Origin of the sequence: Pseudomonas sp. 10B238 (assembly GCF_000970615.1) — a bacterium.
Lineage (GTDB): Bacteria > Pseudomonadota > Gammaproteobacteria > Pseudomonadales > Pseudomonadaceae > Stutzerimonas.
On sequence record NZ_KQ033927.1, the window covers coordinates 328,866 to 341,391 of the forward strand.

Annotated in this window: 8 protein-coding genes; 6 read left to right on the forward strand and 2 right to left on the reverse strand. The window is 58.9% G+C overall.

Translation table 11 applies throughout. The features are described 5' to 3' along the window. Positions 1 to 94: 94 nt before the first annotated feature. Complete coding sequence (gorA, locus tag RT21_RS01400) at positions 95 to 1,453, reverse strand: glutathione-disulfide reductase (RefSeq protein ID WP_045427340.1); 1,359 nt, start codon at positions 1,451 to 1,453, stop codon at positions 95 to 97. A 72-nt stretch (positions 1,454 to 1,525) separates the two neighbouring features. On the opposite strand from gorA, the gene RT21_RS01405 reads away from it, so the two are divergent. Next, on the forward strand, positions 1,526 to 1,948 hold the full coding sequence (locus tag RT21_RS01405) for a VOC family protein (protein WP_045427337.1): 423 nt from the start codon (positions 1,526 to 1,528) through the stop codon (positions 1,946 to 1,948). Between the two features lie 45 nt (positions 1,949 to 1,993). On the opposite strand, the gene galU is transcribed toward RT21_RS01405, so the two are convergent. Further along, the gene (gene galU / locus RT21_RS01410; protein ID WP_045427334.1) at positions 1,994 to 2,833 is read right to left on the reverse strand and encodes a UTP--glucose-1-phosphate uridylyltransferase GalU; all 840 of its coding nucleotides are present in this window, start codon (positions 2,831 to 2,833) and stop codon (positions 1,994 to 1,996) included. 639 nt (positions 2,834 to 3,472) lie between these two features. Between galU and RT21_RS01415 the strand changes: the two genes are divergently transcribed. From RT21_RS01415 to RT21_RS01435, 5 genes are all read left to right on the forward strand, one after another. Next, a complete protein-coding gene (locus tag RT21_RS01415; RefSeq protein ID WP_045427331.1) occupies positions 3,473 to 5,095 on the forward strand; it encodes a methyl-accepting chemotaxis protein in 1,623 nt (540 codons plus the stop codon). 220 nt (positions 5,096 to 5,315) lie between these two features. Further along, positions 5,316 to 6,704, forward strand: a complete 1,389-nt coding sequence (hemN, locus tag RT21_RS01420) for an oxygen-independent coproporphyrinogen III oxidase (RefSeq protein ID WP_046161289.1) — start codon at positions 5,316 to 5,318, stop codon at positions 6,702 to 6,704. Between the two features lie 181 nt (positions 6,705 to 6,885). Further along, entirely contained in the window at positions 6,886 to 8,529 is a 1,644-nt protein-coding gene (locus tag RT21_RS01425) for a VRR-NUC domain-containing protein (protein WP_082082086.1), read from the forward strand. Next, on the forward strand, positions 8,526 to 10,784 hold the full coding sequence (locus tag RT21_RS01430; protein ID WP_046161291.1) for an ATP-dependent DNA helicase: 2,259 nt from the start codon (positions 8,526 to 8,528) through the stop codon (positions 10,782 to 10,784). Before RT21_RS01425 ends, RT21_RS01430 begins: the two co-directional genes overlap by 4 nt. 312 nt (positions 10,785 to 11,096) lie before the next feature. After that, positions 11,097 to 12,359: an OprD family porin gene (locus tag RT21_RS01435; RefSeq protein ID WP_046161292.1), complete on the forward strand. Its 1,263-nt coding sequence runs from the start codon at positions 11,097 to 11,099 to the stop codon at positions 12,357 to 12,359. Positions 12,360 to 12,526: the final 167 nt, after the last annotated feature.

The following is a 12,526-nucleotide window of genomic DNA, read 5'->3' on the forward strand; positions in this document are numbered from 1 at the left end:
GGTATTACCGGCCCCCTCTCCTTCTTCTCCCTACTTGTTAGGATGCGTTCGGGGTTAGCTGCCGCTCGCGCTGCCACCAGCTCCGATTGTTTGATCAGATCCCTGTCGGCGTGCGCATGGTGACGAACTCTTCGGCGGCGGTTGGGTGAATGCCGACCGTGTCATCGAAGATTCGCTTGGTTGCGCCGGCCTTCAGCGCAACGGCCAAGCCCTGGATGATTTCCCCCGCCTCCGGGCCGGCCATATGGCAGCCCAGGACCTTGTCCGTATCCGCGTCGACCACCAGTTTCATCAGGCTTCGCTCGAGGCTATCGGTCATGGTCTGCTTCATCGGTCGGAACCGGCTTTCGAACAGCACCACCTTGTGGCCTTGTTCGCGCGCTTGTTCTTCGGTCAAACCGACCGTCGCCATGTTTGGCAGGCTGAACACAGCCGTGGCGATGTTGTGGTAATCGACCGGCCGATACTCCTCGGGTTTGAACAGCTGTCGGGCCACGGCCATACCCTCGGCGAGCGCCACGGGCGTCAGCTGGATCCTGCCGATCACGTCCCCGATTGCCAGTATCGAAGGCGTGGATGTGCGGAACTGCTCGTCGATGGCAACGAAGCCGCGCTTGTCCAGCGCCACATCGACGTTCTCCAACCCCAGGCCGTCGAGCATCGGTCGGCGCCCGGTGGCGTAGAAAATGCAATCGGCTTCCAGCGTACGACCATCCTCAAGCGTGGCGAGCAGCGTGCCGTCTGCCTGTTTGTCGATGCGGGCGATGTCGGCGTTGAACTGGAGATCAAGGCCCTTTTTGATCAGCTCATCCTTGAGGTGGTCGCGCAGAGCGCCATCGAAACCGCGTAGAAACAATTCGCCTCGATAGAGCAACTTGGTATCGGCGCCGCAGCCGTGGAAGATCGAGGCGAACTCGACTGCGATATAGCCGCCGCCCACCACCAGAACGCGACGTGGCAACGCATCTAGGTAGAAGGCCTCGTTGGAGGTGATGGCATGCTCGCGACCGGGAATCTCTGGCACGAACGGCCAGCCGCCAGTGGCAATCAGAATGTGCTCGGCGCTGTAGTGCTTGCCGTCGACCTCTACAGTATGGGCGTCGACCAGGCGTGCATGGGCCTGTAGTAGCGTGACGCCGCTGTCAGTCAGCAGGTTCTTGTATATGCCGTTGAGGCGCTGGATCTCGCGATCCTTGTTGGCTATGAGCGAAGCCCAATCGAACCTGGCGCCGTCGATGGTCCAGCCGTAGCCTTCGGCTTCGTGGATGTCTTCGGCATAGTGGGCGCCATAGACCAGTAATTTCTTCGGCACACAGCCGACGTTTACGCAGGTGCCGCCCAGGTAACGGCTTTCGGCTACCGCCACGCGGGCGCCATAGCCTGCAGCAAAACGGGCGGCACGGACGCCACCGGAACCCGCGCCGATGACGAATAGATCGAAGTCGTAAGCCATGAACTGTTGTCTCCCTTGTAGATCGCACAGCATAACCCAGGCCGTTGGCCGGATTCATTGGAGGAGCATCGCATGCGCCCTACCCTCACTCATCTCGCGTTGCACGTGCCCGACCTGGACGCCTGCATCGCCTTTTACGAGCAATTCTGCGGGATGCACGTGTTTCACGAGCGCGCTGGAAAAGGATCTCGCATCGTCTGGATGGCCGAGCCAGGAAAGGAGCGCGAGTTTATTTTCGTGATCATGCCGGGTGGGCAAGATCGTGCACTGGCCGACAACGACTACAGTCATTTCGGCTTTGCTCTGGCGAGCCGCGCGGAGGTCGATGCGCTTGCAGACAGGGCTCGTCAGGTTGGCTGCCTGATCTGGGAGCCCAGGGACGAGCCCTACCCGGTTGGCTACTATTGTGGCGTTCGTGACCCGGCCGGCCACTATGTCGAGTTCAGCTACGGTCAGCCTCTCGGCCCAGGCGCGGAAGAAATGCCCGCTCCCTGAAACGCAAAAGCCACCCGAAGGTGGCTTTATGCACAGCACTGGTGCTTAGAACGCTTTACCGGTCAGGTAGAAGTTCTCGTAGCAGAAGTTGGTCGCTGCGATATAGCCCTCGGCGCTACCGCAATCGAAACGCTGGCCCTTGAACTTGTACGCCAGTACGCAACCGTCCTGGGCTTGGCGCATCAGCGCGTCGGTGATCTGGATTTCGCCGCCTTTGCCTGGCTCGGTCTGCTCGATCAGGTCAAAGATATCCGGCGTGAGGATGTAACGGCCGATGATGGCGAGATTGGACGGTGCATCTTCGGGCTTGGGTTTCTCGACCATGTGGCTGACACGGAAAATGTCGTCACGGATCATCTCGCCGGCAATCACGCCATATTTGCTGGTCTCTTCCGGTGGTACTTCCTGGATTGCGACGATCGAGCAGCGGAACTGGTTGTACAGTTTGACCATCTGCGCCAGGACTGGATCACCGTTTAGGTTGATGCACAGGTCGTCCGCCAGAACGACAGCAAAGGGTTCGTCACCAATCAAAGGACGACCGCTGAGAATCGCATGGCCCAGGCCTTTCATTTCGACCTGACGGGTATACGAGAAGCTGCATTCATCGATCAGTTTGCGGATACCGACCAGGTACTTTTCTTTGTCGGTGTTGCGGATCTGATGTTCGAGCTCGTAGCTGATGTCGAAGTGGTCTTCCAGGGATCGCTTACCGCGGCCGGTAACAATCGCAATCTGGCTCAGCCCAGCAGCCAGTGCCTCCTCAACCCCATATTGAATCAGGGGCTTGTTCACTACCGGCAACATCTCCTTGGGCATAGCCTTGGTTGCAGGAAGGAAGCGCGTGCCATATCCGGCCGCAGGAAAAAGGCATTTCTTGATCATGTGAGTCCTTGAAAAGATGAGTCCGATTGATGCACTGCGCCTGGATCGGTCAGCAGCCATACCCTGCATGTCCCGCCAACGGCGACTGACTAGAGGCTACGACCGCCGAAACGGTTCGGGGTTCGACTGCGGCTGGGCTAATTCGGCCATGCCAGCAACCTGACGGATGGCTGTTGACATGGCTTCGGCATAGCGTGGCCTGACTAGCAGAAATTGCCAAGCGGCTTAACGAAAAAGATTGCCGCTGCAGTCGCCAAACGCCTCGAGAACGGAGTAGCTCGTGAATGGCCTTCCGCGACCGAATGATCCAACGGAGACCAGCGCAGAGAGATAAGCGTCGCAGTTCGCGCGATGGCCTTTCGAGTTTTATTGATCTACATCAACAGAATTGGAAATTGATTTCCTTTCATCGCGGGTCATGGCTCTGCGTCGTTGAACAGCGACTAGGATGTCGCCGGCCTCGTTAGTGGCACGGTGCCTTCACTCGGCCGGCAGTTGAAAAACCTTGTTAAGCGAAGGGGTTTCCGGCCGATAGGTTAAGGCAGATAAAGCGGCTAAGCCTGAGCCAGATGGCCCGCAGTGGTCCGTCGCGTCCCCGGCGAAGGTTTCGTTTTCGTGTAATAGTAGCTAAGGAACAGGATGAACAGCACCTCCCCAGCTCGGCAAATGTCCGTTCAAACAAAAATCAACCTGGCCCTGTTGGTGGTGTTCGCCCTGGTCCTGGCAGCCTCCCTCTTCTATTCGGCGGGTTCAGAGAAACAGCTGATACTCCATGTCGTGGAACAACAGACTAAGGATACGGCTGACTCCTATTTCGACAGTATCAACACCATGATGCTGACCGGCACCATGGGCCAGCGTGAGGTGCTGCGTAACAAGATCCTTGCCCGGCCGGGAGTCATCGATGCACGTATCGTCCGCGGCGAGCCGGTAACCAAGCTGTTCGGGCCTGGGTTCGAGCATCAGGCACCCAAGGACGAGCTGGACAGACGTGCGCTTGCCGGCGACGCCACCGTCGAAGTGAGCGATGGTGCGAATGGGCGTGTGCTGACAGTGATCAATCCGATCCATGCGCAACAGGATTACCGCGGCACCAATTGCCTGACCTGCCATCAGGTCCCGCAAAACACAGTGATGGGGGCAGTCCGCATCAGCTATGACCTGTCCGCACTGGACGGCGAGGTGCATCGCAACATTCTGACTTCAGCCGTGATCCAGGCGCTGCTTCTACTGGCGGGTCTGATCGTCATGGGCTACATCATCCGCCGGGTGATTATCAGCCGCATCAATGAAATGCGGCACACCATGGAGGCGATGACTGCCGACGAAGACCTCAGCCGTACTGTCGCTGTTCACGCCCAGGATGAAGTCGGCGCCATGGGCACTGCCTTTAACCGCATGATTTTCAAATTCCGTAACAGCCTGGAGGCGGTGGCCGCTGTAACCCACCAGTTGGGAGAGGTGTCGAATCGAGTCTCGAGCGTCGCCGAGAAGACCCAGACTGCAGTCATGGAACAGCGCAGCGAAACCGATATGGTTGCCTCGGCCATGAATGAAATGAGCGCAACCGTTCAGGAGGTGGCGCGGCATGCTAACGAGACCGCGTCTGCATCGAGCGGTGCCGATGAGGAATCGCGAGTTGGCGTCGCGCTGGCAACCGAGGCGCTGGATGGTATCGAGGTGCTGATTCAGGACATCGAGAAAGCGGCGCAGGTGATCAAGCAGGTCGAAACGGACAGTGTCAGCATTGGCATGGTATTGAGCGTCATCAACGGCATCGCCGAGCAGACCAATCTTCTCGCACTGAATGCTGCCATCGAGGCCGCCCGCGCCGGGGAACAGGGCCGTGGTTTCGCTGTGGTCGCTGATGAGGTGCGCACCCTCGCCTCGCGCACACAGAAGTCCACCGAAGAAATCCAGCGCACCATCGAGCAACTGCAAAACGGTGTGCGTAACGCCGTACAGGCCATGGAAGGGGCGCAGGTTCGCGCTCACTCGGGTTCGGACTGTGTAGCCAAGACCGCACAGAGCCTCACCGTGATCGCGGGTGAAGTGAACACCATCAATGGCATGAACACCCAAATCGCCACAGCGGCCGAAGAGCAGAGCGCGGTTGCCGAAGAGATCAACCGCAACATCACCACGATTAGCACCATTGCTGACACTACCCTGGCTGACGCATCTCAAACCTCGCAGATCAGTGAGGAGCTGGTTCAGCTCGCGGCCGAGCTGAATCGTCTGGTTAGCCAGTTCCGGTTGTAATCAAGGGTGACAGGCAGCCGAGCACACGCAGCTCGGCTGCTTGGCCTAATATTCATGTATTGACCGCTTGGCGCCCGCGCTTCAGCCTGGCCCGTTCTTGATCTGGGACAGGCCCAGGCAGGCCGGGGAAACGCGATAATTCGCGCCAAGATGTCGCAGGCTGCGGCGGGCACTGCCCGACCCAGCCACTTACAATCATGCAATCAAGGTGAAACCCTACATGGACCAAACGCCGAGCTTTAACCGCGCCCTGGTCGAAAAATACGACCGTCCCGGTCCTCGCTACACGTCCTACCCCACTGCTCCCCAGTTCCATCAGGCCTTTGCCATGGACGACTACCGCAGTGCCGCGCAGTCGACCAATGTGGCGGCGGAGCCCAAGCCGCTGTCGGTGTACATCCATATCCCGTTTTGCAAAAGCCTTTGCTACTACTGCGCCTGTAACAAAATCATTACCCACAAAACTGATCGCGCCGTCGAATACCTCGACTACCTCAAGCGCGAGATCAAGATGCAGGCCTCGCTGTTCGATCGTTCGCGCAAGCTGACTCAGCTGCATCTCGGCGGCGGTACACCGACCTACCTCACCAGCGAACAGCTAGCTGATCTGATGGCGACACTGCACGACGCCTTCAACATGGACGACAGCGACAATCACGAATTTTCGCTGGAGGTCGACCCGCGCACCGTTACCCCGGCTCAGATTCATCAACTGCGCGAGCTGGGCTTTAACCGCTTGAGCTTCGGCGTGCAGGACTTCGACGAACAGGTGCAGATCGCAGTCAACCGCATCCAGACCGAGGAACAGACCCGGGAACTGGTTCAGGCCGCACGGGATGCCCATTTCAAGTCGATCAGCGTTGATTTGATCTACGGTCTGCCTCTGCAGACCGTGGAAAGCTTCGGCGTTACATTGGACAAGATCATCGACATCCGCCCGGATCGCATCGCGGCCTATAGCTATGCGCATCTGCCAGATCTCGTACGGGCGCAGAAGCTGATTCGCCCGGAGGATATGCCGCCGCCCGAGCGAAAGCTGGAGCTGTTGGAACTGACCATTCAAAGACTGACCGATGCGGGCTACGTCTATATAGGCATGGACCACTTCTCCCTGCCAGACGACGAACTGACCCTCGCCCGCGCCAACGGCACGCTGCAACGTAACTTCCAGGGCTACTCGACCCACGCCGATTGCGACCTGATCGGCCTCGGCATCTCGTCCATCGGCAAGGTCGGCAACAGTTACAGCCAGAACGTGAAGGAGCTTTCGCAGTATTACGCACGGCTGAACGAAGGCATGTTACCGGTGCACCGTGGCTACCAGCTCAGTGAAGACGACCGCTTGCGCCGTGACGTGATCGTTTCGTTGATGTGCCATGGACGCATCGATTACGCCGAAATCGAACAGCGCTACGGCATCGACTTCAAGGCGTATTTCGCCGATTCACTGGCCAAGCTGGACGAGCATATCGCCGACGGGCTGGTGGAAATCAACGACGACGCCCTTGTGTTGCTGCCCCAGGGTCAATTGATGTTGCGCAACGTCGCCATGGCCTTCGATGCCTACCTGGGCGGTGAACAGCGCGGCCGTTTTTCCCGCACCGTTTGATCCTCATTGCGCTCAACCCAGCTAGCCGGCGGTTGGGTTGAGCGCCACTACGCCGAGGCGTGCTCCCGAGCCTACGGTCCGTCACCGCTGATCGTCCAGGCATTGCCAAAACCCGCGGCAACTGTATAAATACACAGCCTTGTGGGCCGCTGTGCCCATGCTCGACCGAACCGGACGTTCGATGCGCCAGGCGCTGGAAAACCCCTTCTATTACCTCGACAACTTTCGCCAAGTGCTCGCCTGGGTTGGTGAGCGCCACGGTGATCTGCTGCACGATCACGAACGCGCGTTTCTCGACCGTTTCCACCAGGTTCCACAAGCGTCGCAGGCCTTGCTGGTGCGCATGGTGATGCGTAAGGGCACGCTGTTTCGTGCCAGCAAGCTGCGCTACACAGAGATTGGCTGCCCGATGCAGGCATCCGTCGCACTCATCGAGCACGGCTGGGTCGAGACTAATCCAATGCTGGATGTGGCTCAGCTATTCGGTTTGTTGAAAAAAGACGAATTGCTTCGTGTATGCGGCAATGCTGCAACCAACGGCCAGCGCAAGGCCGATTTGCTCGAGGCCATGCTGGCCGAGCACTCCCAGCCAAAGCCTTTCGCCAGCTGGTGTGAAGGTTTTGACGATGCAGCATTTGCGCTGACGATTGGCGATCTGTGCGACCGCTTGCGGCTGATGTTCTTCGGCAACATCCATCAAGACTGGTCCGAGTTCGTTCTCGCCGACCTGGGTATTTTTCGTTACGAGCGAGTCGCCTTCTCCCCCGCTTCACGGGCCTTCCATGAACGCGCCGATGTGGATGCCTACCTGCATCTGCATCGCTGCCGTGAACGCTTCGAGGCGGGTGACGCCGCTGAAGCGGTCCTGCAGGACATCCCATCGACACCGTACGCCAATGAATGGCTGGAAAATCGCCGCGGCAAGTTGCTGCTGAGCATCGCCAGGCAGTGCGAGCGCAACGGTGATTTGCCCTTGGCGCTGCGCCTGCATGCAGCCAACCGCTATCCGGGTGCTCGCGAACGTGCGATCCGCGTGCTGGAGCGTTGCGGCCAACCAGAAGCCGCCATGCGACTCGCGCTGACGGCGCAAGCTGCACCTGAAAGCGAGCACGAAGCCCAGCAACTGCAACGCATCCTGCCGCGCCTGCGGCGAGCACTGGGCGAACCCATCACGCGCCGTGTGAGCCTCATACAACCAGAGCGCATAGATCTGATCCTGCCTCGGCCCGAGGGGATGAGCGTCGAACAGGCCGTGCGTGAACACCTCAGCCGAAGCGATGCGCCGGTTTACTACGTTGAAAACGCGCTGATCAATTCGCTGCTTGGCTTGCTCTGTTGGGATGTCATCTTTGCGCCGTTGCCCGGTGCGTTCTTTCACCCGTTTCACGCTGGCCCGGCCGATCTCACGCGACCTGACTTCCATGCTCGCCGGGCAGGGTTGTTCGACGAGTGTCTGAGCAGACTCGGCACTGGCGAGTACCGTGACTGCATTCGTCGCGCGTTTCGGGACAAGTTCGGACTGCAGTCGCACTTCGTCAGCTGGGGCCTGTTTGACGAGGCATTGCTGGAGCTGGCACTGGTGTGCATCCCTGCCGAACATCTGCATGCTTTTTTTCAGCGCATCCTGCAGGACGTACCCAACCATCGTAGCGGTCTGCCAGACCTCGTTCAGCTCTGGCCAGGCGAGCAGCGTTATCGATTGATCGAAGTAAAAGGCCCAGGCGACCGGTTGCAGGACAATCAGAAGCGCTGGATCGACTTTGCGTTGCGTCATCAGGTGCCGATCGCGGTCTGCTACGTACAGTGGTCGGAGGCCGCACCTTGAGTTATCGGGTCGCAGTCCGTGCGTTGTGCGAATTCACCGCAAAACAAGGCGATCTGGATCTTCGTTTCACTCCCTCGCCTACCGCGCTAGAAGGCATGGCCGGACACGCCACGGTCACGTCGCGGCGCGGCGATGGGTACGAGCGAGAAGTCACGCTCGAAGCCAACTATCGCAACCTCACCGTCCGCGGTCGTGCGGACGGTTATGACCCGACGAAGAATCGACTGGAGGAGATCAAGACCTACCGCGGTGACCTCGCCCGGCAGCCGGCCAACCACCGTTACCTACACTGGGCGCAAGCCAAGGTCTACGGCTGGCTGCTCTGCGAGGCGCGCACGTTGGAGTCGCTGGAGATCGCGCTGGTGTATTTCGATGTGGTCAGCCAGAAGGAAACCCTGCTGGTCGAAACCTGTACCGCCGAACACCTTCGGGCTTTTTTCGAAACCCAATGCCAATACTTCATCGCCTGGGCTGATCAGGAACTGGCCCACCGAGCCGAGCGTGACCAGGCGTTGCGAAGCCTGACGTTCCCCTACGGTGAATTTCGCAGCGGCCAGCGGCAACTGGCCGAAGCGGTATACAAGGCCGCGTGCACCGGTACCCACCTGATGGCTCAGGCACCGACTGGTATTGGCAAGACCCTGGCTACTCTATTTCCGCAACTGAAGGCCATGCCCGGCCAGCAGCTCGACAAGCTGTATTTCCTCACCGCTAAAACCTCGGGGCGGCAGCTGGCGTTGAATGCACTCGACAGCCTGGGGGGCCAGCAAACGCCTCTGCGAGTGTTGGAATTGATCGCGCGGGACAAATCGTGTGAACACCCGGACAAGGCTTGTCACGGTGAATCCTGCCCGCTCGCTCGCGGCTTCTACGACCGGCTCCCGGCCGCACGCGACGAGGCCATTACTCGCCCGTTTCTCGATCAGACAACACTGCGCGAGGTGGCGTTGGCGCACCAGGTGTGTCCTTACTATCTGAGCCAGGAAATGGCCCGCTGGGCTGATGTGGTGGTGGGTGACTACAACTACTACTTCGATCTGAGCGCTCTGCTCTACAGCCTGGCGTTGCTCAACCAGTGGCGCATCGGGGTGCTGGTGGACGAGGCGCACAATCTGCTCGAACGCGGCCGGTCGATGTACAGCGCCGAACTTAATCTGCTTACGTTCAAGGGATTACGAAAAACTCTTCCGATCGTGTTGAAGAAGCCGATCGAACGCGTGCTTCGTTGCTGGGGCGATGTGCACCGCCTGCAGGCAGGCGCCTATCAGGTTCTGCCAGGGCTGCCGCAGGTGCTCATCAACGCGCTTCAGCAAGCCGTAAGCGCAATCACCGACTATCTCGGCGAGAACCCTGCGGGGGTTGACTCGGCGTTGCAGTCGGCCTACTTCGACGCTATGCAATTCTGCAAACTGGCAGAGCTGTTCGGCGACCATTCACTGATCGACTGCACGCTGCTGCCAGCGCACGACCGCAGCAATGCCAAAGCATCTGTCCTCTGCTTGCGCAACGTGATTCCCGCCCCCTTCCTGGCCCCCCGCATTCGTGAGACCCGCTCTTGCGTACTGTTTTCCGCGACCCTGACACCGCAGCGCTTTTACGCCGACACCCTCGGCGTGCCGGCCAATCGGGTATGGGTCGACGTCGAATCTCCGTTTCGCGCGGAGCAGTTGCAGATACGCCTTGCACAGCACATCTCCACTCGCTACCAGCATCGCAGCGCCTCGCTTCAAGCTGTCGTCGACCTGCTTGCCGAGCAGTATCAGACGCGCCCTGGCAACTACTTGGCGTTCTTCAGCAGCTTTGACTACTTACAACAGGTCACTAGCCTCCTCCGTGCCCAACACCCTGAGCTGCCCTACTGGGAGCAGACGCGCAGCATGGATGAAGGGGCGCGCAACGCCTTCCTTGCGCGTTTCACGGATGAGAGCTGCGGTATTGGTTTCGCCGTGCTGGGCGGTGCTTTTTCCGAGGGCATCGACCTGCCGGGTAAGCGGCTGATTGGTGCCTTTGTTGCCACGCTGGGACTGCCGCAGGTTAATCCCGTTAATGAGCAGATGAAGACGCGGATGGATCATTTGTTCGGCACGGGCTACGACTACACCTACCTATATCCCGGGTTGCAGAAGGTGGTGCAGGCTGCCGGCCGCGTCATTCGCACCACGGACGACGTCGGCGTCGTACACCTGATCGATGACCGCTTCGGCAGACGAGAGATCAGACGACTATTGCCTGCTTGGTGGGGATCTCCAAGTTAGCCTCATCGATTTTACAAGTCATCACATCTCCCTGCGCTTCAGCGGCTGAGCTATTCGATCCAGGACTTTGCCGGGTCTTACCCAGCCAACCCCTTTGAAACGGCACTAGACGAAAGTCGAAGACCCTAACAATTCTTTACAAATTGGATTGACAAGCGATGCTCGGCGGCCATAATCCGATACGTCGTATGACAACTGATAACGTATTTGTTGTTTCGGCGAGCGTCGCTTTATCTGCGGCCACGCTACACCCCCCTCGTCTTGGGCTCTGGCCGCACGGGTGGACTACTTAAAAAAGGGAGCACAACAACAATGACCCCACGCAATCCTCTGTCTGCCGCCGTTTTTGCAGGCACTCTGTCGCTGGCACTTGGCATTCCTGCCGTTGCTCACGCTGCGGATGGCTTTGTCGAAGGCAGCAAAGTCACGCTGAACGCTCGTAACTTCTACATTAATCGTAATTTTGTCGACCCGGCCTATAACGGCGGCCAGAACAAGGCTGAAGAATGGACCCAGAGCTTCATTCTGAATGCTCAGTCCGGCTATACGCCTGGGCCTGTCGGGTTTGGCGTCGATGTGCTAGCGGGCCTGGCAGTCAAGCTCGACGGCGGTGGCGGCACCTACGGTACAGGTCTGCTTCCGACTCACGGCACTGGTGCTGATCGCCATCCTGCAGATGACTTCGGCCGGATAGCGGTAGCCGCGAAGGCAAAAATGTCGGAAACCGAGCTGCGTGTCGGTGAATGGCAGGTCGTTGTGCCGGTGCTGCGTGCCGATGATGGCCGCTCGCTGCCGCAAACCTTCCAGGGCGGTATGGTCACCTCTAAGGAAATCAAGAATTTGGCTCTATACGGCGGCCAGATGCGTCAGAACAGCACGCGTGATGACGCAAGCATGGAAGACATGTTCTTCGGCGGTGCCAGCTCGGATCGCTTCAACTTCGCTGGCGGTGAATACTCGTTCACAGACAAGACCAAGGTCGGCCTATGGCACGCCCGTCTCGAAGACATCTACCAGCAGAGCTACGTCCAGTTGCTGCACGTACAGCCGCTCGGAGAGGACCTTGCTTTTACTGCAAACCTCGGCTACTTCACCGGTAAGGATGAAGGCAGCGCCCTGGCTGGGGATATGGACAACAAGACCTACTCCGGTCTGTTCGGTCTGCAAGCCGGTGCCAACACCTTCTACGTGGGTCTGCAGAAAGTCAGCGGTGATCAGTGGATGCGCGTCAACGGAACCAGCGGCGGGTCGCTAGCGAACGACAGCTTCAACTCTGCCTACGATGCGGCTGAAGAGCGTTCGTGGCAGCTCCGTCATGATTACAACTTCGCTGGCGTTGGTATTCCAGGCCTGGTGTTGATGAACCGCTACATCAGCGGCGACAACATCCGGACCGCTACCGGCGATGACGGTGAGGAATGGGGTCGCGAGTCGGAACTGGCTTACACCGTACAGAGCGGTGCACTGAAGAACCTGAACATCAAGTGGCGCAACTCCAGCATGCGTCGTGACTATAGCTCCAACGAGTTCGACGAGAATCGTCTGATCATTAACTACCCGATCTCGATTCTCTAAGCGTCACCACCACGCTGGACGCAACACTCCTCGCTCCTGTTGCGGAAACCTTCGCCCGTCTTTGTGACGGGCTTTTTTTTGACTGCCGAACGTCGTTGCCATGCGTTAAGAGGCCAACAAACAGTTGGGATGATAACCAGCGAGCCACACCGCCCTTTTACGTGACG